The following is a 21,050-nucleotide window of genomic DNA, read 5'->3' on the forward strand; positions in this document are numbered from 1 at the left end:
GAGGTTAGCAGGCAAAAAAAAGCCGCTCGACAGAGCGGCTTTTCAGGGCGGAGGTGCTTTTAGGCAGCCTTGGCGCCCAGCTTTTCCTTGATACGTGCGGATTTGCCGCTGCGGCTACGCAGGTAGTACAGCTTGGCACGACGCACATCACCACGGCGCTTGACTTCAATCTTCGCGATCAGCGGGCTGTAAACCTGGAACGTACGTTCCACGCCTTCGCCGTTGGAGATCTTGCGAACGATAAAGCTGGAATTGAGGCCGCGATTACGCTTGGCAATCACCACACCTTCAAAAGCCTGCACACGTTTACGCGTACCTTCCACCACATTGACGCTGACGATCACGGTGTCGCCGGGAGCGTAAACGGGAATGGTCTTGTTCAAGCGGGCAATTTCTTCCTGCTCAAGGGTCTGGATCAGATTCATGGTTTATTCCATCTAACTTCTTCGCTCATACACGCGCTACGCTAAAGACCGCAAATCCATGGATTCACCCGAAGATGATTCAGATGGTTGCAGTGGCCGCCAGAGGATCGAAAAGCCTTTGATTATAGCAAGTCACTGCTTTTTCAAGCGTCTTTGTCCGGGTTTTCGACCAAATCGGCCAAAAAAGCCTCGTCACTTTCGCTCAAATTCCCACTCTGCCGTGCCATTTGCACCAATTCCGGGCGTTGGCGCTGCGTCAGCGCCAGGCGTTGTTCGCGCCGCCACCGCTCAATGTGGGCGTGGTTTCCAGACATCAGGGTGGTCGGAACAGGCTGGCCGCGCCAGCTTTCGGGCCGCGTGTAATGGGGGCAATCCAGCAAGCCGTCGAGTGCAGGATTAAAGCTGTCCAGCTGGTGGCTGCCCTCGTCATTGAGCACGCCGGGCTGGAGCCGGGCCACCGCATCGAGCAAGGCCATGGCGGCAATTTCCCCGCCCGACAGCACAAAATCGCCCAGGCTGACCTGCAAGTCAACATGCGCCTGGATGAAGCGCTGGTCCAGCCCTTCGTAGCGGCCGCAGATCAACACCGCACCGGCGCTGGCCGACCAGCCTTCAACACCGGCATGATCCAGCGCCTTGCCCACGGGAGAAAAAAGCACTGTGGGAACCTTGGGCGCACCGCTCGCAGCACGATCAGCCTGTATTTTTTCAAGGCACAGTGCCAGCGGCTCAGCCATCATCACCATGCCGGGGCCGCCGCCGAAAGGGCGGTCGTCCACGCGGCGGTAGTTGCCGTCGGCAAAGTCCCGCAGGTTCCAGAGCTTGACCTCAACAAGGCCTGATTCGTAGGCGCGGCGGGTCACGCCGCTGACCAGGAAGGGGGCAAAAAGCTCGGGAAAAAGTGTGATGATGTCGAAGCGCATGGGGCTATTGTGTGCGAGCCCGGCGCTTCGGGGCAACAGCCCCTTTGGGCCATAAAAATCAGTAGTCCGGCTGCCAGTCAACCGTGATGCATTTGCCGGCGATATCCACCGTGTCGACATACACGGAGACAAACGGAATCATGCGTTCGGCGGTCACGCTCGAGCCGTCTTCCTGCTGGACGGTGTACTCCACGCACAGGACAGAGTGCGGGCCGGTGGCCATCAGGTCACGCACCAGGCCCAATGGCACGCCTTCGCGGTTGACCACGTTCAGGCCGATCAGGTCGACCCAGTAGTACTCGTCCTTGGAGGCTGCAGGAAAGCTGCTGCGGGGCAGGAAGATACGCGCGCCACGCAAGGCCTCGGCCGCATTGCGGTCATCAAGGCCCATGAACTTGGCGACGACGGAATCGGAGTGGACTTTGGCTTCGTCGACGCTGAGCGTGACGGTGCCGGAGAACACGGTAAACCCCGGGCGGAATTTGGCGTCAGGCGCCTGCAAAAACCAGGATTTGGCCGCGAAAAGCGCTTCTGGATCGGTGCTGTGCGGCAGGATTTTCACCCAGCCCTTGACGCCCCAGGCATCCAGGATGCGCCCGACTTCGATGGCGTCGTGCGGAAGGCTTGAGGGTGTCAAGCCTGCCGACGATTGAAGGCCGGGCTGCATCAATCTCTAAATCAGACCGAGTTCTTCAGGCCGTTTTGGCAGCAGCCGTAGCACCTTGCTTGACCAGGCGCAGAACGGTAGGAGACGGCTGGGCGCCCACACCGATCCAGTGGGTCAGGCGGTCTTGCGCAATGCGCAGGCCTTCTTCGCCACCTTTGGCAATCGGGTTGTAAAAACCGATGCGCTCGATGAAACGGCCGTCGCGGCGAACGCGTTTGTCAGCCACAACAATATTGAAAAAAGGACGGTGTTTGGAACCGCCGCGTGCAAGTCGAATGACGACCATGATTTATCCTTCGGGTGGTGGGGCTTACCGGTAAGGTAGATACCCCAATGTTCTGCAGCGCTTGAGACACACGACATGGCCACCCGGCCAGCGAATTGCTGCAAAGCCTGAGATTATAGCCTGCGGAACGGTTTTGGCCCAAATTCACCTCCCCGCCCTTCTCCTATCCCCGAAACCACGACAGACATGCCCCTCATACGTCCCAGCCGCGAAGAAGACATTCCCGCCATCACGGCCATTTACGGTCATCACGTCCTGCACAGCACAGGAACGTTCGAAACCGAGCCTCCCAGTGTGGCCGACATGACGACCCGCCGGGCCGACGTACTGTCCAAGGGCCTGTCCTACCTGGTCGCCGAGGAAGACGGGAAAATTGTGGGCTTCGCTTACGGCAACTGGTTCAAGCCGCGCCCGGCCTACCGGTTCTCGGTGGAAGACTCGATCTACCTGGCGCCTGACCTGCACCGCAAGGGCCTGGGCCGCGCGTTGCTGGCCGAGTTGCTGGCACAGCTTGAAGCGGTGGGCGTACGCAAGGCCATGGCCGTGATCGGTGATTCGGCCAACGCCGGCTCGGTGGGCGTACACCGTTCGCTTGGCTTCAAAGAGGTCGGCACCATTGCCTCCTGCGGCTGGAAGTTCGGCGCCTGGCGCGACATCGTCATCATGGAAAAGACCCTGGGCGCAGGCGACACGCAGCCGCCGGTGGATGCACCCGCCGCATAATCGCCGCATGCAAGCAACTGCCTCCACAGCCCCTAAAGCGCCCAAAAACAAAACCCTCGCCGCCTGGCTCGCCTTCATCACCGGCCAGCTCGGCGTGCACCGTCTTTACCTGTTCGGCCTGGGCGACGTCTGGGCCTGGCTGCACCCCATCGCCGCCGCGCTGGGCTGGTGGGGCGTGGAACGTGTACGGCTTTATGGGCAGGACGACCACCTCGCCTGGGTGCTGATTCCGCTGCTGGGCTTTACGCTGGCCGGTACGGCGCTCACCGCGATTTACTACGGCCTGATGTCGACCGACAAATGGAACGCGCTGCACAACACGGCTACGCCCGATACCCAGGCGGGCAACACCAACTGGCTGACCATAGGCGCGGTGGTGTTTGCCCTGTTGTTCGGCACCATCTCGCTGATGTCCAGCATCGTCTTCAGCTTCCAGCGCTACTTTGAATACCAAGTCGAAGAGGCCAAGAAGATATCGCAGTAGGGCCCCCACGGTCGCTCACTTCGTGTGGCCTGCGGCCTTTCTCCCTGCCCCTTTCATCACAAAAGGGGCCGCCCACCTGTGGTCCGGCCCACGGCTCATGCTGACTTGAAGACTCAGGGGATAACCAGTGGGGTGGTATTTCACCAGCGGGCAGCCGCGGAACCGGCTTTGCCGGGCCGCAGGCGCCGCCCCCTTGAGGGGGGAACAAGCTACACGCAGTGAGCTTGGACGGGGGTCGGCCTATTTCTGAAGTGCGTCTGGACGGGGGTGGGTCAAAAGACTTGAAGACTGACCCAGTACGCGATTGCTGCCACGAATGCTGAAGCCGGGATCGTGAAAATCCAGGCCCAGACGATGTTGCCGGCCACGCCCCAGCGCACGGCTGAAGCGCGCTGCGTGGAGCCCACACCCACGATGGCGCCGGTGATGGTGTGCGTGGTGGAGACAGGAATACCCAGCCCGGTCGCCAGGAACAGCGTCAGCGCCCCGCCGGTCTCGGCGCAGAAGCCGCCCACGGGCTTGAGCTTGGTGATCTTCTGGCCCATGGTTTTCACGATGCGCCAGCCGCCGAACATGGTGCCGAAGCCGATCGCGATGTAGCAAACGATGACCACCCAGATCGGCAGGTGTTCCGTGGTCGCCATCATCCACACGGGCAAGCCCTGCACATTGCTGGTGGTCGCGGCAATCAGCAACAGCCAGATGATGCCGGCCGTCTTTTGCGCGTCGTTGCCGCCGTGCCCCAGGCTGTAGGCGCCGGCGGACACCAGCTGAAGCCGGCGAAACCACCGGTCGGCCTTCGACGGGGTCGTCCTGCGACACACCCAGGCCACCGCCACCATCATCAGCGAGCCCAGCAAGAATCCGAGCAGCGGCGAGACAAAGATAAATGCCACCACCTTGAACACGCCCGAGGCGATCAGCGCGCTGGCACCGGCCTTGGCGATGACGGCCCCCACGATGCCGCCTATCAGCGCATGCGAAGAGCTGCTGGGAATGCCGTAAAACCAGGTCACGATGTTCCAGGTAATGGCACCCATGAGTGCGCCAAACACCACATGCGTGTCCACCACGCCCGGCATCACGATGCCCTTGCCGATGGTCGCCGCCACGCTCAGGTGGAAGATGAAATACGCCAGGAAGTTGAAGAAAGCGGCGAACAGCACCGCTTGCCCCGGCTTGAGCACGCCCGTCGACACCACCGTGGCGATCGAGTTGGCCGCATCATGAAAGCCGTTCATGAAGTCGAACGCAATGGCCAGGAAGACCAGCAGGAACACCACCCACAGGGCAGCCTGTACGGTTTGCATGGTTCAGCCGCCCGTGATCAGGAGTTCTCGAGGACGATGCCCTCGATCAGGTTGGCCACGTCCTCGCACTTGTCGGTGATGGTTTCCAGCAGTTCGTACACCGCCTTGAGCTTGATCACTTCCCGTACATCGGGCTCTTCGCGGAACAGCCGGCTCATGGCGGAGCGCATGACGCGGTCGGCGTCGGACTCGAGCTTGTCGATTTCCTCGCAGGTTTTCAGGGCGGCTTCGGCCGTCGCGGCATCGCTGACTTTTTCGATCAGCGCCACGGCGTCCTGCAGGCGTTCGCAGCATTTGACGCTCAGGTCGGTCAGCCGCACGATGTCTTCCGTCATGTGGCGCACGTCGTACAGCGCCATGGTTTCGGCCGAATCCTGGATCAGGTCGGCCACGTCGTCCATGGTGTTGATCAGCTTGTGGATCTGCTCGCGGTCGATCGGGGTGATGAAAGTCTTGTGTAGCGCCCGGTTGACTTCATGCGTGATGCGGTCGGCGGCGCGCTCGGCGTGGTCAACTTCGCGGTTGAAAGCTTCGCGCTTTTGCACGTCAGCGTAGTTCGCGACCAGGTTCGAAAACGCATGGGCGGCTTCGACGATGCGTTCGGCATGCTGGTTGAACATCTCGAAAAAATTGCCTTCGCGCGGCAGCAATTTGCCAAACAGCATGTCAGTTCCTCAGGAAATATGTCAAAAGTATGACGTTTTTGTGACTGCCGGGAGTGTAACGTGCCCCCACGCTCCCCCACTTCGTGTGGGTCGCTGCCACCCGAGGGGGCCGCCCGCCTGCGGCCCGGCAAAGCCGGTTCCGCGGCTCATGCTGGGTTTAGGGGGCCTTTTTAGGCACTTCGGAAGATGAAGTAGACAGCGCCCACCATGCACAGCGCGGCCCACAGATAGTCAAGCTTCAACGGCTCGTTCAGGTAGAACACTGCAAAAGGCACGAACACACTCAGCGTGATCACCTCCTGCATGATCTTGAGCTGGCCCACGCTGAACTGGGTAAAGCCGATGCGGTTGCCTGGCACCTGCAGCAGGTATTCAAACAGTGCGATACCCCAGCTGATCAGCGCTGCGATGTACCAGGGTGAGGTGGCCAGGTTTTTCAGGTGTCCGTACCAGGCAAAGGTCATGAACACGTTGGACAGCAGGAGCAGGCCGATGGTTTGCGCCGATACCGGAAGGGACTGTAGGAACTGCATCAATGGCTCCGTGAATGAGATTTAGACAAACCGCCCGACCAGCAGCAGCACAATGGTCAGCGTCACCAGGGCCAGCGCGGTAGACACCACGACACTGGCGGTAATCAGGTCTTCCGCCACCTTGTAGCGCTGGGAAAACAAAAACACATTGGCGCCAATGGGGAGGGCCGAAGCCACCACCATGACGGCCATCGGCACGCCGCCCACACCCAGCAGGCGGCACAGGCCGAACACCAGCAAGGGGTGCAGCAGGTTTTTCACGCCGGCCAGTGCCAGCGCCGGCCGCCAGTGCTCACCCACGCGCGTGTTGGCCAGCGTCACGCCCACCAGCACCAGCGCCAGCGGACCGAAAGCATTGGCCAGCAGTTCCAGCGGCTTGTCGACCACCACGGGAATCGTAAGACCCGTCTGCGCAAACAGCAAGCCGGCCATGATGGGCAGCGGCACCGGGTGCAGCAACGCGTTTTTCACGGCCATCAACACCGTGGCCACCGGGTGGCGCGGCGCAGTGGTGACTTCATCAGACGTGCCTAGCTTCTGTTCATGCGCCACCGCCAGCTCCAGCACCACCGTGGCGCTGGTCAGCAGCACCAGCGAATGCACCGAGACCAACGTGAACAGCGTAATCAGACCTTGCGGTCCATACATCAGCCCGATCAGCGCAATGCCGATCATCACGGTGTTCGAAAAGGTATTGGCCAGCGCCAGCACCGCTGCGCGGCGGTTAAAGCCCTGCAGCAGCAAGGTGCCGCCAAATAGCACCACGACCGCCAGAAAGTAAGCCAGCACCGGCTTGAAGTCCAGTTCCTCCACATGCACCCGGCTCATGGTGCGAAACAACAAAGCCGGCGTAAGCAGCAGGAAGATCAGGTTTGAAAGGTCTTTTATCGCTCCGGGCCTTATCCACTGTGCGCGACCAGCTATGAAACCTGTAGCAATCAACAACACGACGGGAAGCAGGGACACGAAGACAAGCTGGTTCATTGCGCAATCTTAGCGTGCGGGTTGCCAGGCCGTCGCGGTGCCGTCTCCGTATTTTGCGGGACGGCTCCGCTTGAAAAGCTTCAGCCACGGCAGTTTTGTGCGCGGCTCTTACCTGACGCTAGTGGCATCCGTGATGCGGTAGTAAAGGCCGTAAGAGTCGTCGTTCAGGACCAGGAAGCGCCCCTCCACCACCACCGGCTCCATGCTGTATTTCACCGGCGTTTTGGTTTTGACTTCGACCATGCTCTCAGGCCCGCCGGGCAGGCAGAAGGCGCAGGTCAGCGGCACTGACGACAGCAAAAAATGCTTTTGCTTTTCGCCCGGGTCCAGCGGCATCATGAAGCCCTGGATGCGCTGGGTTTTCTGGTTCAGCGCCATCTGGTCGAGGGTGAAGACCGGCAGGATGCGGTTTTTCTCGGTTTTGGTTTTCACGGCGGTCAGCACCGACCAGGGCACCACGTCCGTGCGGGCTGCCAGCGGCGGAAACGGGCTGTTGGCGCCATGCACGCCCGCACCCTGCCCGACCGGTATGTCAAACGCCGGCCCTGCCGCGGCAGGCTTGCCGCCATTCGCCAGCGGTGAAGACAGCGTTTGCGCCGAAAGGCCAGCAGCGGCCAGCAGCGTGCTGCAGGCCAATGCCCACCTCAGTCCGTAAAGGCTTGGTGTGCGAGGGCGAAAAGAGGCGGTCATGCAGTACTCCAGAAAATCCAGACAAAAGGTGAGGCCACTTCAGGGGCGTCCCGGTGACGTCAGTGGACGTTAATGAACGTGCTTCATCCCGCAGTATTTGCCGACGGCCAGGCCTTTGCAAGCGGCCTGCAGCTCTTTTTCACAAACTTCGTCTTTCTTGCCCGATTCCAGGCATTTGGCGGCGTTTTCATGGGCGGCGGCCATGGCGCGGTGGCGCTGGATGTCTTCCTTGGTTTCCTTGTCGTTGTGCTGCGCATGGGCCAGCGAGAACGTGGCGCTCAGGGCCACCGCTGCAAACGCAGCTGCAACAGGAGACAGGGTGAGGAATTTTTTGATCGAAGAGAGGTTTGTCATAAGAAGTTACCTTGATTGGAGAAGTTCAAACACACTGACCCGGTAGGCTTCCCAGGCAGGCAGCAACGCAGACGCAAGCGCCACACCCAAGGCCAGTACCGGCACACTGACCAGCTCGACCGGCCATGACAGCGCACCGATCAGGACAGATTTTTCAAGTTGCAGCGCCCAGGCCAGCAGCGCCGTCAGGCCCTGCCCCGCCAGCACGCCCAGCACGGTGGCCAGCAGCGCCAGCCACAGCGCTTCGCACAGCAGCAGGCCGGCCACGCGGGCCGGCGGTGCGCCCAGCATGCGCAGCAGCGCCAGGTCGGCCCGGCGCTCACGCACGGCGCCCCACAGCGCAATAAAAACACTCAGACCCGCCGTCAGCAGCAGCACGCCGGCCAGCGCCCGCAGCACGTCGGTGCCCACCCCCACCATGCTCAGCAGGCGCGTGATCTCCAGCGCCGGCGCAGCGGCCTGCATCTCGGTACTGCTGTTGATGTAGCGCGGAAAGGTCACGGCCGCCAGCGGCGTCTTGTACTGGATCAGCGCCAGCGTGATTTCGCGTTCTTCTTCCAGTACCTTGCGGTCGTCGTCGTCCAGCGCGGTGTCGGTTTCATGCACCTGCCAGACGGACTCGGTGGCCGTCAGCACCAGGCGGTCCAGCACCGTGTGGCTGCCGGCCAGGACGCCCGACACCACATAAGGGCTCAGCTTGTGCTCTTCACCGCCGCCCCCCAGGCCGTGCGTGCCGGTAAAGCTGTCGCCCACTTTCAGGCCGGTTTGCTGCGCCACCTGCGCGCCAATGACTGCCTGCATGGGTTTGGACCAGAGCGCGCCCTGCGCCAGCTGCGCGTCGTAATGGTGGATGTAGTCGGGCGTGGTGCCCACAATGCGAAAGCCGCGAAAGCTGTCGCCCAGGCTGATGGGGATGACCTTGGCGACCTGCGGATGCTTTTCCAGCTCCTTCACCGCCGCCAGCGGCACATTGCCCGTCGGCACGTCGAGGTGAAACACGCCCGACAAAATCAGCTGCATCGGGCTGCCCTTGGCGCCCACCACCACATCAATGCCGGCCACGTCACGGTCAAACGCCTGGCTGATCTGGTGGCTGACCAGCAGCAGAAAAGTGATGGAAGCCAGCCCCAGGGTGAGCAGCAGCAGGTTGAGCGCTGCCGCCAGCGGCCGCGACCACAGGTAGCGCCATGAAAACACAACGGTTTTGAATGCTATCGTTTTCATAGCTGCTTGCGCCCGACCAATAAGGACTGCAGGCCTTTTTTATCTTTAAAAAAGGCCTGGACACGCGCATCGTGCGTGGCAATCACCAGCGTGGCGCCCTGCTGTTGCGCCGCGCTTTGCAGCAAGGCCAGCGACGCCGCGGCCGCGTCGTCGTCCAGGCTGGCCGTGGGTTCATCGGCCAGGATCACGCGCGGCTTCAGCAGCACCGCACGTGCCAGTGCCACACGCTGCGCCTGCCCGCCTGATAGTTGAGACGGCTTGCGATCAGCCAACGCGCGCACGTCCAGCGCGTCCAACGCCTCAGCGATGCGGCCTTCATCATCCGGCTGGCCGGCGGCCCACTGCGCCATGGCCAGGTTGCCCTGCACCGTCAGCGCCGGGCTCAGGTGAAGTTTCTGCGGCAAAAAACCAATGGTCTGGGCCCGCCACGCGTCACCGGCACGCCCGCCCAGCGCCTTGATGGACTGGCCGGCCACCGTGATGTCGCCCTCACTGGGCGCCAGCAAACCCGCCGCCAGCGCCAGCCAGGTGGATTTGCCCGATCCCGACGCACCGCGCAGCAGCAGCACACCGCCTTGAGCAACGTCCACATCCCCGAACTGGAGGCCGGGGCCGTTGACATAACGGTAAGCCAGTTGCCGGGTGCTGATCATGAAGAGGCCGTGCCGGTGGCGCAGTCGGCGCACACGCCCCGCACGGCAAAGTCCATGCTCATGCCCTGGTAGCCCAGCGCCTTCAATGCTTCCAGCGCGGTCTGCGCGGCGCGCTCCAGGTCTTTGGTGCTGGCCTTGAGCGCACCCGAACGCTTGCCCGACAACGCACCCGACAAGGGGCTGTCGCGGTGGCAGCTCTGGCATTCAAAATGGGGAATCGCATGCACGCTGCTCGGCATGGCCTGGTAGCGCCGTACACGGTTGGCGTCCACGCGGCACAGCAGCAAGCCCACCTGCGTGAGCCGGTCAATCAGCCGGTACAGCGTGACGCGGTCCAGTGTCACGCCTTCGCCGGCATCATCGTCACCGCCCAATGCCGCCTGCAGCTGCGCGTGCGTGTAGCTGGTGTCCGGGTGGGCCAGCAGCCAGCCCAGCACCAGCCGCGCAGCGCTGGTGCGGCGCAGGCCGTGGGCTGACAGCAGCACATCGATCGGGTCTGCGTCGGCGGTGATGCCGGGGCCGGTTCTGGAACGCCTGACAGGTTGGACGGATGCCATGGGATGAAGCCATTCGAAAAGAGTTTGGCAAGAGTGCGCGCGGTGTATTTTCACCATGCGCGCGCATAACGCAACAATGTTGCATTAAACTATAAAGCAATTCAGTTGCATTATTACCGCAACCGAGTGGCTTTTGTTGACTCCCCCAGCCCGCTTGTTTGTAAAGACAACTTCCCTTGCCAGCTTCACCCCCTCCTTTCCCTCCACCGCCTCTGCGCCGCCGCAGCATCCTCGCCTGTCCGGCCTGGCGCCGGGTGCTCGCGGTATTGCCGGCCGTGGCGCTGCTGTGGCTGGCGGTCGCCTGGGCTTCGGCCGAGATCGCCCCATGGTGACGCTGGACAACCTCACCGTCAGCTACCGGCAGCATCCGGCACTGCACCACGTCAGCGGTCACTTCGCGGCGGGTTCGCTGACCGCAGTGGTCGGCCCCAACGGCGCCGGCAAAAGCACGCTGTGCAAAAGCATCATGGGTTTGCTGCCCCGTTCGGGCGGACAGGTCACCACGGTAACGCCGCGCGCGCGCATCGCCTATCTGCCGCAACAGGCTGAGCTGGACCGGAGCTTTCCGATGGACGTGTGCGACGCCGTGCTGCTCGGCTGCTGGCCTTCACAGGGCGCATGGGGATGTGTCAGTGAGGCGCAGTGGGCCGCCGTCGGCACGGCCTTGCGCACCGTTGGCCTGGAAGGTTTTGAAGCGCGGCCCATCGGCACACTCTCCAGCGGGCAGTTCCAGCGCGTGCTGTTTGCCCGCCTGCTGGTGCAGGACGCCCGCCTGATCCTGCTGGACGAGCCCTTTAACGCAATAGACAGCAAGACCACCGCCGCCTTGCTGGCGTTGATTCGTCAGTGGCATGCCCAGGGGCGCACCGTGATTGCCGTGCTGCACGACGATGCCCAGGTGCGCGAACATTTTCCGCAAACGCTGCTGCTGGCACGCGAGGCCATTGCCTGGGGCCCCACGGCACAGGTCATGAGCGAAAGCAACCTGGCGCGCGCCCGTGCGATGGCCGAGGCATGGGACGAAAGCGCCGAAGCCTGCCGCATCGACGACAAGGCACTGGCCACCCCAACGGCATTGCACGCGCCCGCGCTGCACAAGGCCGCTGCGTGATGGAAGCCGCGCAGCATTCCATCCTTCACGGCGCCTGGGCCGTTCTTTTTGCGCCGTTCGCCGAATATGCCTTCATGCGCCGCGCGCTGGTGGCCACGATGGCGCTGTCGCTCAGCGCCGCGCCGCTGGGCGTTTTCCTGACCTTGCGGCGCATGAGCCTGCTGGGTGATGCGCTCAGCCACGCCATATTGCCGGGCGTCGCCATCGGGTTCATGCTGTGCGGCCTGTCGCTCACGGCCATGGCCGCGGGCGGCGTGCTGGCCGGCATGCTGGTGGCCGCGCTGGCCGGCTTCATCAGCCGCGCCACCACGCTGAAAGAAGACGCCAGCCTGGCTGCCGTTTACCTGGTGGCGCTGGCGCTGGGCGTGACGCTCATTTCCGGCCACGGCACGCAGCTTGACCTGCTGCACATCCTGTTCGGCAGCGCGCTGGGCGTCGACACGCCGGGCCTGCTGCTGGTGGCCGGCGTGGCCAGCATCAGCCTGGTCGCGCTGGCGGCAGCCTACCGTGGCCTGGTGCTGGAGAGTTTTGACCCGGTGTTCCTGGCTGCAACGGGCCGCAGCGCCTCTTTCAAATGGGCGTGGCAGCAGGGCTTTTTGATGCTGGTCGTCATCAACCTCGTGGCCGGTTTCCAGACCCTGGGCACACTGATGGCCGTCGGCCTGATGATGCTGCCCGCGGTGTCGGCGCGCCTCTGGCATGACACCCTGCCCGCACAGCTCGCCAATGCTGGCGCACAGGCCATGGCGGCAGGCTACGCCGGGCTGCTGCTGTCTTACCACTTCGATACACCTTCGGGCCCGACCATCATCGGCTGCGCCGGCGCGCTGTACTTAGCCTCACTGCTGCTGGCGCCCGGCGGCTGGCTGCCGCGCACATTCACGCGCGTGCACCGTGTTGCCTGAGCCCATTTTTTTACCACCCCGGAGCTTCCATGACATCCATCCAACACCTGGCGCGCAAACTGCTGACACCCCTGGTCGGGGCCGCACTGCTGACCGCCGCCACCGTCAGCATGGCCGCCGACAAAATCCCTGTAGTCGCCAGCTTCAGCATCCTCGGCGACCTCGTCCGTGTAGTCGGCGGTGACCGCGTCGCTGTCACCACGCTGGTCGGCCCCGATGAAGACGCACACGTGTTCGAACCCAAACCCGCTGATGCCAAAAACCTGTTGCAAAGCAAGCTTCTGGTCAGCAACGGCCTGGGCTTTGAACCGTGGGCACAAAAACTCGTCAAATCCGCCGGCTACAAGGGCCAGGCGGCGGTCGCTTCGCAAGGCGTGAAGGCGCGCACCATGCCCGGTGAAAAAGGCGGGAAAGAAACCGATCCGCACGCCTGGCAGGATCCAGCCAACGTCGTGATCTACGTGCGCAACATCGCCGCAGCCCTCGCCCGGCTCGACCCCGCCGGCGCCGCCACTTACAAAGACAACAGCGAAGCCTACGTGAAGGAATTGCAGGCGCTGGACACCTGGGCCAAAGAGCAGCTCAGCGCCGTGCCGCCCGCCAAACGCAAGGTCATCACCTCACACGACGCCTTCGGTTATTTCGGCGCTCACTACCAGGTCAGCTTCCTGGCACCGCAAGGAATCTCCACCGAAGCCGAACCCAGCGCAAAAGAAGTCGCCCAGTTGATACGGCAGATCCAGCGCGAAAAGATCAAGGCCGTGTTTTTTGAAAACATGAGCAACCCCAAGCTGCTCGCCCAGCTGAGCAAGGACGCTGGCGTGACGCCCGGCCCCGCGTTGTATGTCGATGCCTTGTCAAAAGCCGGCGGCCCGGCCAACAGTTACCTCACGCTGATGCGGCACAACGTGACGCAGCTGGTGGCGGGGATCAGGCAGAACTGAACACGGAATAACGCGGCTGCCCATTCGATGAATGCCTGCTTGCCGTCAGTCACGCGCCCTTTCCTTTGGCGCGCCATTTCTGCAGCGGGATGGCCGTCCCTGAAACCGGATCCTGAACAAGCAACTGCTTGCCAGTGACCTCTACATAGAAAACATGCCAAAGCTCCAGGCGATCCGGCCGATTGGCATAAACGGATACCGACCAGTAGCAATGGCCGCGCATCAACGCTTGTTTGTCCGTGGATTGGCCGTACACAACAGGAAACTTGTGCGAACGGACCCATGCGACCAGTTCAGGCAAATGCTGAACTGATTTCACGGAGCGGGCGTATCCGTCAGCGTGCAATGCCACCGCATCGCAGGCTGGCGCAGCATGGCTTGCGCCGCACACGCAGAAAAGCAGGGCAAAGAGCAGGCGCAGCGGGTAACGAAGTTCAGGCAGAACAGGCATCATTGATTCGTCCTTGTTTATCCGTCGTTTATCCGAAATCAGGAAAGACCGCGTTTGTCATCGCGAAATGCGGACAGCATCAGGCGCACCACCGTCAAGACCGCCAGTTGCGCAAAAATCCAGACCGCAAACAACAGACCTATTGCACCCCATTTGATGTTGCAGTTTTCGCCCTGGACTGAATAATTTGCAGATACGTCGCGGGCCACATAAGAACAGAACTCTTCCTGCGGGTTGTGATCAAGCGCTCCGTAGCACATAAAAAAAGCCAGAGGCAGGGCCACCAACAGCGGGATCAGCACCCATGACACCCAACGGTTAACGGTGAAGTTCATTGCCAATCTCACTCATTTTTTACTCTCGAAAATCTGGCCGTTTGCAGCGCACCACGAATACACGGATATCGACAGTCAAATGTGTTCAGTCACGATAGGGTTCATTACTTCGCGGCGCATCCGGCAACTGTTCATCCAGCGACTGGCGGTAACGGATACAGCCGCGAAAAAACTGCGGCCAGTCGGGTACAACGGGCACCGGGTCGGTCTTCTCCGGCAGCAGCGCCCACAGCGCCGGGTGGTGCCAGCACAGTTCGTGGCCTGTGCTGTCGCGGTGCTCGCGAATGCCCTGGCGGAGCTTTTTGACCTCCTCAATCAGTTGCTCACGTGACAAGCCCTCAAGGTCTGCGTCCATGGTGCCTCCAGATTCAACATCAGATGTTCAGAGTGTGCGGCCCCTGACATCATAGGCAACCGCAGGCGGGGCGGCACGCAGCGGGCGCTTCATCAGCGGTAGATCAAACCCGACAGCTGCCACGCCAGGCGCTTGCGTACCTGCGGCAGGCGCGACACCACCGACATCGCCAGGTTGCGCAACGCACGCAACCCGGGCCGGACCGTGGCCAGCCGCGTCAGGCGGTCAGCCAGGGCGACGATCTGGCGGGCCACGGGTTGCCGCTCTGCACCGTAGGCATCAAGTGCGGTGGTGCTGCCGGCCAATGCCTTCTCCAGCGCATCCGCCAGGCTGATCGCGTCGAGAATGCCGGCATTCATGCCCTGGCCGCCGGCCGGGCTGTGCACATGGGCAGCGTCACCCGCCAGCAGGATGCAGCCGGCGCGGTAATTTTCAGCCACGCGGTGGTGCACGCGGAAGCGGGAGCCCCACACCACCTCATGCACTTCGGCGCGTTCGCGCTGCGGGCCGCGTGCATCCAGGAGCGCCTGCACATACGCGGCATCAGGTTGCTCCGGCGCGTCGTCGACCGTTGCGACCACGCGATGCACACCATCAGACAGGGGAGCCAACACCACCATGCCGGCAGGCGAGAAGTAGAGGATCACTTCGTCCGACGGGACGCCGCCGCTCAAACGTACGTCTGCCAGCACAAACGATTCACCATAGCTGCCACCGTTGAAGGTGATGCCCGCGCTCTCGCGCACGGCGCTGTGCATGCCGTCGGCGCCCACAACATAGCGCGCACGGAGGCGACTGCCGTCGTCCAGCGTGGCCGTAGCGCCCGACGCGTCTTGCACCAGCGCAGCCAATGTGCGTGGACGCAGCACCTGCCCGCCCAGCTCCACCAGGCGTTGCAGCAACACGCTCTCGGTGACTGCCTGCGAGACCATCAGCGTGTACGGGTACTGCGTCGGCAACTCGCTGAAACCGATAGGCATCAGCACCCGGTCGCGGTCGCGGATGGTGAATCGCCGTGCCTGTATGCCCAGCGCAACCAGGCGCCGCGTGACACCCAGGGGCTCCAGCACCTCCAGCGTGCGGGCGTGTACGACCGCCGCGCGCGAGGTGTTGGCGCCTTCGGCCTGCCGGTCGATGACGCAGGTACTCACGCCGCGCGCCAGCAGCGATGCCGCCAGCGTGAGGCCCGTGGGCCCGGCGCCGACGATCAGGACGTCGGCGTCAAAACCCGCGGATGAGGCGGGGGAAATGGGATTGCTTGAGGGAAAGGTCATGGTTTGCTCCAAAAAAAGTCAACAAGTGTTGGTCAACAACTGTTGGCAATCATAATTGGCATTTTTCAAAAAGTCAACACGTGTTGGCCTATACTTGTTGACATGACCGAAACGCCCCCCAGTCCACCTCCCCCACCCCGCCGCTCCGACGCCACCAAATCCGCCATCCTGGCGGCCGCCCGCGAGCAATTCGCCGCCGTGGGTTATCAGGCGGCCACCATCCGCGCCATCGCAACGGCGGCCGAAATCGACCCCGCCATGGTCATGCGCTATTTCGGCAACAAGGAGAAGCTATTCGCGGCAGCCGCCGAGTTCGATTTGCGCCTGCCCGACTTGAGCGATGTGCCGCGCGAAGACGTGGGCGCCGCGCTGGTGGAGCATTTCCTCAATCGTTGGGAGAATGACGAAACGCTGATGGCCCTGCTTCGCACTGCCGTCACCAACGAGGCGGCAGCAGCGCGCCTGCAGGAGATCTTCGCTACACAGATGGCCCCGTTGATTGCCCAGCTGAGCGGCGAGCCGCGCCCGGCAGCCGCCGCGCGCGCAGGGCTGATCGCCACTCAGATCCTGGGCCTGGCTTTATGCCGCTATGTGCTGAGGTTGCCGCCGGTGGTCGGGCTCAAGCGCCCGGACATCGTGCGCCGCGTGGGCGCTACCGTTCAGGCCTACCTGTACGACAACTGAGAGGCTAGGGACGCTCCGCCACCGGGCGCCCAAACGTCACCACAAAGTCGAATTGCCCGTCAGTTGCGTGCGCAGCGCGCCAAAAGCCTCACACACCTCACGCCGCCATGCCCACAGGTGACTGAAGTTCATCACAAAGCCTTGTTGCTCTACGTCGCTTTGATAAATGCGGGCGGTGGCGTCACTGTCAGCGGGAGTTAGCAGAAACATGGTGAGTCCTTTCCAGGTTTCCAGGTTTCCAGGTTCAGTCAGCCATTGCGCCGCTGCGCTAGCTTTGCATAGGCAATGGCATCCGCCAGCTTTTCATAACGGTACTCACGAAACCCATACAGGCGTCCATCGAATGTGATGCCTAGCTCATGCATCAACGCTTCAGCACTCACCGGCGCCTGCACCGCATCGGGCAATGGCGAAGGCGCTGCCTGCACCCTGCTCTCAGCGGGCGGTCTGCGCCGGCCGCGCATCAGCCCGATGCCGATGGAGGCTGCCACGCCAACCGCGCCCCACACCATGAATGGCACCATCAGCTCCAGCAGTTTCGGCGCCACCAGCATAAAACTGCAGCCTGCGTGAGGGCATGCGCGTTGCAGTCATGCGGACCACGCGGCGTATCCCAATGCGGCCCATCCGATCCAGAAAACCACGTGACCCATGCAAAATCTCCGAACTCCAAAGCCCGGCCTGCTGTCAGGCCCGCTTACCGGGGCTGATTCATGTCGTACACCCCGGAATGCCCGGGATTGCCTTCTGGCCGCGGCACGCCCGCAGCCACGAAGAAGGTGACGGAGTGCGCACCATAGAGTCCCGCTGGATAACGCATGGGCTTGAGGACGACATACGCCCTCCCGCGTAGAAAATTGCCGGAAGACATTTCCGACTCCTCCCCAATCACACGGACCCGCGGCAGGTTTTGGGACCGGCTGATGGCATCGCGCCATGCAGACAGGTCCTGCGGCGTCGCCATGCGCAACTTGCCTTCCCGAAGCAATTGCTCAATGCCGGGTTGCCCGGCCAGCGGGGCATCCTTGTCCCGGTAGCTGCTGACGGTCGGCCCCAATCCCTGAACATAGGAAGAGGCCTGGTTGCCAAACGTGACCTGGCCGCCTGAGGCCGCAAAATAGGTTTCGGCGGAGCGGCCAAACACCTTCCTCACCATCACATCGCTTTTGGTCACATCATTGCGGTCAAGGTAGAAATAGCCACAGGGTGACCGGTTTTCATAGCTGGCATTCAGCACCGGCACCTCGGTGCCCAGTCCTGCTACAGCCTGCCGGTGATAGCCCGACACCAGCACACCGGCCACCACGGTTCCCGGTGACCAGCGAATGTTCCAGACAGAGGGCTCGTAAGCGCCCAGCGCAAGAACCACTTTCTTGCCCGGTTCATTCACCAGGACATCGAAACGGGTGGCTTCGTGGCCGGACTGGTCGATCTGGAAATCGAGTTTGCTTCCGCTGTATGCGCCACCGGCGTAGAGCACGTAATCTGGCGGCAACTGGCCGGCAAACACTGTGCAGGCATCCGATATGTTGATCGGTGTTGCAGCAGTTGATGGTCTGCTTGACGGCACGATGACCGGCGGGTTGCGGTTCTCCGTCAATGCCGTCTTCACGGGCGGGGCGGCCTGCGCATTCGCCTGGACTGTCCGGGCGACGGCCCGCTCCGCTGCCGTCGCTGCCGATTGTGCGGCGGACTCGCTCGCAAGTTTCATTTCGACGGCTTGACGCGTGTTGCGGTGATGGTGCGTCCACCATTGCTGCCCCAGGACGGCGATCCCCAGGGGCAAGCCGATCACCAATACCAGCAACCAGTTAAAGCCACCCGCCGGCGCAGCGGTCCGCGGCGCGGAACGGACGGCGGGGCGTTCCGCACCAGGCGCCGCAGCGGGCACAGAGGTGAAATCGGCGGGAACGGCAACAGCCGCTGCAGCGATGCCCGCGGGTTTTTCAAATGGGCTCGGGGCCGCGGGCTGACCTTGCAGCGGGCTCGGCTGTGTCTGCTCGTAGTCTTCATCCTCAGGCTGTGCAGGCGCTTCGTTGTGCTGCGCTGCGGGGGGTGTTTCACGCCGGGCTTCCCGCTGCGAACGCGATACGGCCGGAGGAATCGGCGCAAACCATGCGACCGCGAGAAAGAGCAGCCCCGCACCGATGAGCGCCAGGATGTTGCCCAGCTGGTCGAGCGCGCCAAAATCCCTGAAGACCAGCTTGAAGGCAGTCAACGCCAACAGCGCGACGCCGGCACTCCACTGGCCGCGCGACTTGACTTTGGTGCCCCACCACGCGAGGCCGGCACCGAGGCCGCCCCACAGCAGAGACACCACCGCGGGCAGTTTCATCTGCAGAATATCGGCCGCACTCATGATGCGGTCAGGTCCGAAGATACGCAGCAGCATGGCCTGAACAACCAGGAATGCCGCAATGATGACGACCACGCCTTGTGCCCCTCCGGCGGGGTTCCTGTGCAAGCCGACAAACATCGCCATGTAGGCCAGCGCCAGCACCTCAAACACGACCGGCCAAAGCCCGCGCTCGATATGGAAAAGCACGGCATACAGGAGTGCCGCACTGGCCACGCCAAAGTGAACGAGCGAGATATGGCGATACCAGACGGATCCTGCCGGGCTCCACATCCTGGCGGCCAGCATCACGGCAAAGCCACTGCCCACCAACACCGACATTTCCAGCCAGTTGCCGGTTGCCTCGAATTCCGGCGCGAGGGCAAATACCCAGGGTGCCCAAGCCAGCGGAAGCAAGCCCAGCGCCACGGAGAAGGCGAGGTCATCCTCCTGGCTTGCCTTGTTTGCCTGGGTGGATCCGGCATTTGAGGCAATCCACAGGAAGGCCAACGGCGTGCCTGCGGCAAATACCACGGCTATCTCGAAAGCCGCATCGGTCGCGGCCCAGAAACTGACCCCGGTGACGGCGAACAGCAGCAAGGCACCCCAGACCGGCGCTGTATGCAAAAGACGGCGCGGAAACGATGCCACCAGCGCAACAGCCAGCAGCGCGCCATAAGCCAGCTGGGGCAAAAAGTCCACGTGCAGGCGCAGCAACTCCGCCGCGACCGCAAGGCAGCCCCAGGCCGCAGCCATGGCGCCCAGCATGCGGCCGAACGATACCTCGCCCCGGCTCGCAAACCACGCGCCCAGGCCCATCAAGGCACTGGCCAGCGCACGCTGCGCAAAGAGTTCGTTGACAAACGGCTGGCCTGCCGCCGACTGGAAAATCGAAAACACCATATGCAGCGCACCGGCCAGCATGGCACCGCCGCACAGTAACTCCTGCGCGCGCGTGGACCATCCCAGTCGCGGAGCGGCAACCAGGCCCATGACGGCCAGCGCCAGGCCCAGCATCAGCCAGGGCACATCTGTGGCGGCCAGTGCACCCGCCGCAATCGCCAACAGCCCGGCCACACAGGCATGCTTTGCCGCCTCCGGCTTCCGCTGCAGAAAAGCCAGCACCACCGTGGCAACACCCCAGAGCAGCGCCAGCATACCCAACCCCATCGCACCTTCGCGGGAAACCTGAGGCGCGATCTTCAGCGTCAGCCCTGCGGCCACCAGCGGCAGCAACACGAAATAGCCCAAGTCAAAACGGGCAAGCCAGCGTGAAGGCGTGCCGCGATGCTCGGCGATCGGCATCGCCAGGTGCAACGCCACCAGGGCCAGCAGCAGCGGCTGCATGGCCTGGTAATGCTCGGCCCGGTAAAACTGGTGGGTCCATGCAAAAAAGAGACCGCCGGCCAGCGTGAACAAAAAGCTCAGATGAATCAACGGGCGCCAGCCGCGCAGGCGCACCATGACAAAAGTCACCGCGCTGGCGGCCAGGTAATAGCCGTAAAGCACGCCAGGGTCGGGGGCGTTAATGGCAAATTTGGGCGCAATGTATGCGCCCGCCATGGCCAGGACCGCCACCGACATGGCGCGCGCGGACACCGCAAACAATCCCGCCGCCAAAGACACCACCACCATCAGCGCCAGTCCGCTGACGTCGTTGAGGTAATGGAAAAAATCGTAGGCGGCATAAGCCGTGAGGTAGGCGACGGCAAACGCCGTGCCGCCGAGTGCCAGATATATGGCGCGGCGCTCGGGGCGGGACTTCAGGGCCAGCGCGGCGGCACCCAGCACGGCGGCGGCGACAAAGCCGCTTCCCAGCTTGAGCTCCGGAGGAACGTCAATGTTCAACAAGGCATAGCGCAGCAGTGCGCCGACGCCAAGGATGAGCAGGCCGGCCCCGACCTTGGCCGGCCAGTTGCCTGAAATCAGCCAGGTGATGAGGCCGGCTGGCCTGAACTTCGGCTGCGAGGAATCGCCGGCTGACTCAAAGGCAAAGAGCAATCCGAACAGGCATACAGCCGAGATGACGAACAGGGTAGAGAGCATGGACAAGCCCGGTAAAAAATAAAACACGCCTGTCACCACGCCGTAGCCGTCGCTGGCCGGCGAAGCCCGTGACAAAGCCGTAGCGCAAGAGGCGATTCATCATAGGCGGAAAACGTATCAAAACGTATCCTC

Annotated in this window: 27 protein-coding genes; 7 read left to right on the top strand and 20 right to left on the bottom strand. The window is 62.7% G+C overall.

Going from position 1 to position 21,050, the window contains the following annotated elements; translation table 11 throughout:
• Positions 1-59: 59 nt before the first annotated feature.
• The 4 genes from rplS to rpsP all read right to left on the bottom strand — a co-directional run bounded on the left by rplS (position 60) and on the right by rpsP (position 2,301).
• Positions 60-425, bottom strand: coding sequence for a 50S ribosomal protein L19 (rplS, locus tag AC1D1J_RS06445; RefSeq protein ID WP_077595343.1), 366 nt, complete (start codon positions 423-425; stop codon positions 60-62).
• Positions 426-568: 143 nt separating this feature from the next.
• Entirely contained in the window at positions 569-1,348 is a 780-nt protein-coding gene (trmD, locus tag AC1D1J_RS06450) for a tRNA (guanosine(37)-N1)-methyltransferase TrmD (RefSeq protein WP_477694182.1), read from the bottom strand.
• A gap of 58 nt (positions 1,349-1,406) precedes the next feature.
• The gene (gene rimM, locus AC1D1J_RS06455) at positions 1,407-2,015 is read right to left on the bottom strand and encodes a ribosome maturation factor RimM (protein WP_477694183.1); all 609 of its coding nucleotides are present in this window, start codon (positions 2,013-2,015) and stop codon (positions 1,407-1,409) included.
• A 25-nt stretch (positions 2,016-2,040) separates the two neighbouring features.
• Positions 2,041-2,301 carry a 30S ribosomal protein S16 gene (gene rpsP / locus AC1D1J_RS06460; RefSeq protein ID WP_477685110.1) on the bottom strand — a complete coding sequence of 87 codons (261 nt, stop codon included), beginning with the start codon at positions 2,299-2,301 and terminating at the stop codon, positions 2,041-2,043.
• 186 nt (positions 2,302-2,487) lie between these two features.
• Here rpsP and AC1D1J_RS06465 point away from each other — a divergent pair, with 186 nt between their 5' ends.
• Both AC1D1J_RS06465 and AC1D1J_RS06470 read left to right on the top strand, forming a co-directional pair.
• The gene (locus AC1D1J_RS06465; RefSeq protein ID WP_477685109.1) at positions 2,488-3,024 is read left to right on the top strand and encodes an N-acetyltransferase family protein; all 537 of its coding nucleotides are present in this window, start codon (positions 2,488-2,490) and stop codon (positions 3,022-3,024) included.
• Between the two features lie 7 nt (positions 3,025-3,031).
• Positions 3,032-3,508 (top strand): hypothetical protein, encoded by a 477-nt coding sequence (locus tag AC1D1J_RS06470; RefSeq protein WP_477685108.1) that lies wholly within the window; start codon positions 3,032-3,034, stop codon positions 3,506-3,508.
• Between the two features lie 272 nt (positions 3,509-3,780).
• Here AC1D1J_RS06470 and AC1D1J_RS06475 read toward each other — a convergent pair whose 3' ends face one another.
• From AC1D1J_RS06475 to AC1D1J_RS06515, 9 genes are all read right to left on the bottom strand, one after another.
• On the bottom strand, positions 3,781-4,818 hold the full coding sequence (locus AC1D1J_RS06475) for an inorganic phosphate transporter (RefSeq protein WP_477646378.1): 1,038 nt from the start codon (positions 4,816-4,818) through the stop codon (positions 3,781-3,783).
• A gap of 17 nt (positions 4,819-4,835) precedes the next feature.
• Positions 4,836-5,483 (bottom strand): DUF47 domain-containing protein, encoded by a 648-nt coding sequence (locus AC1D1J_RS06480; RefSeq protein ID WP_477659753.1) that lies wholly within the window; start codon positions 5,481-5,483, stop codon positions 4,836-4,838.
• Between the two features lie 170 nt (positions 5,484-5,653).
• Complete coding sequence (locus AC1D1J_RS06485) at positions 5,654-6,016, bottom strand: DMT family protein (protein WP_457279960.1); 363 nt, start codon at positions 6,014-6,016, stop codon at positions 5,654-5,656.
• Between the two features lie 21 nt (positions 6,017-6,037).
• Positions 6,038-7,000, bottom strand: a complete 963-nt coding sequence (locus tag AC1D1J_RS06490) for an AEC family transporter (RefSeq protein ID WP_477685107.1) — start codon at positions 6,998-7,000, stop codon at positions 6,038-6,040.
• Positions 7,001-7,108: 108 nt separating this feature from the next.
• On the bottom strand, positions 7,109-7,690 hold the full coding sequence (locus AC1D1J_RS06495) for a DUF3299 domain-containing protein (protein WP_477685106.1): 582 nt from the start codon (positions 7,688-7,690) through the stop codon (positions 7,109-7,111).
• Between the two features lie 69 nt (positions 7,691-7,759).
• Positions 7,760-8,044, bottom strand: a complete 285-nt coding sequence (locus AC1D1J_RS06500; protein WP_477668039.1) for a hypothetical protein — start codon at positions 8,042-8,044, stop codon at positions 7,760-7,762.
• A 6-nt stretch (positions 8,045-8,050) separates the two neighbouring features.
• On the bottom strand, positions 8,051-9,268 hold the full coding sequence (locus AC1D1J_RS06505) for an ABC transporter permease (RefSeq protein ID WP_477694184.1): 1,218 nt from the start codon (positions 9,266-9,268) through the stop codon (positions 8,051-8,053).
• Positions 9,265-9,921 (bottom strand): ATP-binding cassette domain-containing protein, encoded by a 657-nt coding sequence (locus AC1D1J_RS06510; RefSeq protein WP_477694185.1) that lies wholly within the window; start codon positions 9,919-9,921, stop codon positions 9,265-9,267. Before AC1D1J_RS06510 ends, AC1D1J_RS06505 begins: the two co-directional genes overlap by 4 nt.
• A complete protein-coding gene (locus AC1D1J_RS06515; protein ID WP_477694186.1) occupies positions 9,918-10,478 on the bottom strand; it encodes a Fur family transcriptional regulator in 561 nt (186 codons plus the stop codon). Before AC1D1J_RS06515 ends, AC1D1J_RS06510 begins: the two co-directional genes overlap by 4 nt.
• 176 nt (positions 10,479-10,654) lie before the next feature.
• On the opposite strand from AC1D1J_RS06515, the gene AC1D1J_RS06520 reads away from it, so the two are divergent.
• From AC1D1J_RS06520 to AC1D1J_RS06535, 4 genes are read left to right on the top strand one after another with little or no spacing between them, the layout of a single operon-like run.
• Positions 10,655-10,810, top strand: a complete 156-nt coding sequence (locus AC1D1J_RS06520; RefSeq protein ID WP_477694187.1) for a hypothetical protein — start codon at positions 10,655-10,657, stop codon at positions 10,808-10,810.
• The gene (locus AC1D1J_RS06525; protein WP_477694188.1) at positions 10,804-11,589 is read left to right on the top strand and encodes a metal ABC transporter ATP-binding protein; all 786 of its coding nucleotides are present in this window, start codon (positions 10,804-10,806) and stop codon (positions 11,587-11,589) included. Before AC1D1J_RS06520 ends, AC1D1J_RS06525 begins: the two co-directional genes overlap by 7 nt.
• On the top strand, positions 11,589-12,494 hold the full coding sequence (locus AC1D1J_RS06530) for a metal ABC transporter permease (protein WP_477694478.1): 906 nt from the start codon (positions 11,589-11,591) through the stop codon (positions 12,492-12,494). The genes AC1D1J_RS06525 and AC1D1J_RS06530 overlap by 1 nt, the downstream gene beginning before the upstream one ends.
• Before the next feature lie 29 nt (positions 12,495-12,523).
• Entirely contained in the window at positions 12,524-13,438 is a 915-nt protein-coding gene (locus AC1D1J_RS06535; protein ID WP_477694189.1) for a metal ABC transporter substrate-binding protein, read from the top strand.
• Positions 13,439-13,487: 49 nt separating this feature from the next.
• Here the strand turns inward: AC1D1J_RS06535 and AC1D1J_RS06540 are convergent, their stop codons facing one another.
• The 4 genes from AC1D1J_RS06540 to AC1D1J_RS06555 form a co-directional block, all read right to left on the bottom strand.
• A complete protein-coding gene (locus AC1D1J_RS06540) occupies positions 13,488-13,892 on the bottom strand; it encodes a hypothetical protein (RefSeq protein ID WP_477694190.1) in 405 nt (134 codons plus the stop codon).
• 35 nt (positions 13,893-13,927) lie between these two features.
• Positions 13,928-14,224, bottom strand: a complete 297-nt coding sequence (locus AC1D1J_RS06545) for a hypothetical protein (RefSeq protein WP_477694191.1) — start codon at positions 14,222-14,224, stop codon at positions 13,928-13,930.
• A gap of 85 nt (positions 14,225-14,309) precedes the next feature.
• The gene (locus AC1D1J_RS06550) at positions 14,310-14,579 is read right to left on the bottom strand and encodes a hypothetical protein (RefSeq protein ID WP_477685098.1); all 270 of its coding nucleotides are present in this window, start codon (positions 14,577-14,579) and stop codon (positions 14,310-14,312) included.
• A gap of 92 nt (positions 14,580-14,671) precedes the next feature.
• Positions 14,672-15,853, bottom strand: coding sequence for an FAD-dependent oxidoreductase (locus AC1D1J_RS06555; protein WP_477685097.1), 1,182 nt, complete (start codon positions 15,851-15,853; stop codon positions 14,672-14,674).
• 102 nt (positions 15,854-15,955) lie between these two features.
• Here AC1D1J_RS06555 and AC1D1J_RS06560 point away from each other — a divergent pair, with 102 nt between their 5' ends.
• Positions 15,956-16,537 (top strand): TetR/AcrR family transcriptional regulator, encoded by a 582-nt coding sequence (locus AC1D1J_RS06560; protein WP_477694192.1) that lies wholly within the window; start codon positions 15,956-15,958, stop codon positions 16,535-16,537.
• 36 nt (positions 16,538-16,573) lie between these two features.
• On the opposite strand, the gene AC1D1J_RS06565 is transcribed toward AC1D1J_RS06560, so the two are convergent.
• The 3 genes from AC1D1J_RS06565 to AC1D1J_RS06575 form a co-directional block, all read right to left on the bottom strand.
• Positions 16,574-16,747 carry a hypothetical protein gene (locus AC1D1J_RS06565; RefSeq protein ID WP_477694193.1) on the bottom strand — a complete coding sequence of 58 codons (174 nt, stop codon included), beginning with the start codon at positions 16,745-16,747 and terminating at the stop codon, positions 16,574-16,576.
• A gap of 38 nt (positions 16,748-16,785) precedes the next feature.
• Positions 16,786-17,091: a hypothetical protein gene (locus AC1D1J_RS06570; RefSeq protein WP_477694194.1), complete on the bottom strand. Its 306-nt coding sequence runs from the start codon at positions 17,089-17,091 to the stop codon at positions 16,786-16,788.
• Positions 17,092-17,234: 143 nt separating this feature from the next.
• Positions 17,235-20,993 carry a DUF2339 domain-containing protein gene (locus tag AC1D1J_RS06575; RefSeq protein WP_477694195.1) on the bottom strand — a complete coding sequence of 1,253 codons (3,759 nt, stop codon included), beginning with the start codon at positions 20,991-20,993 and terminating at the stop codon, positions 17,235-17,237.
• Between the last annotated feature and the right edge of the window lie 57 nt (positions 20,994-21,050).

This window comes from Polaromonas sp. P1_F8, assembly GCF_056405635.1.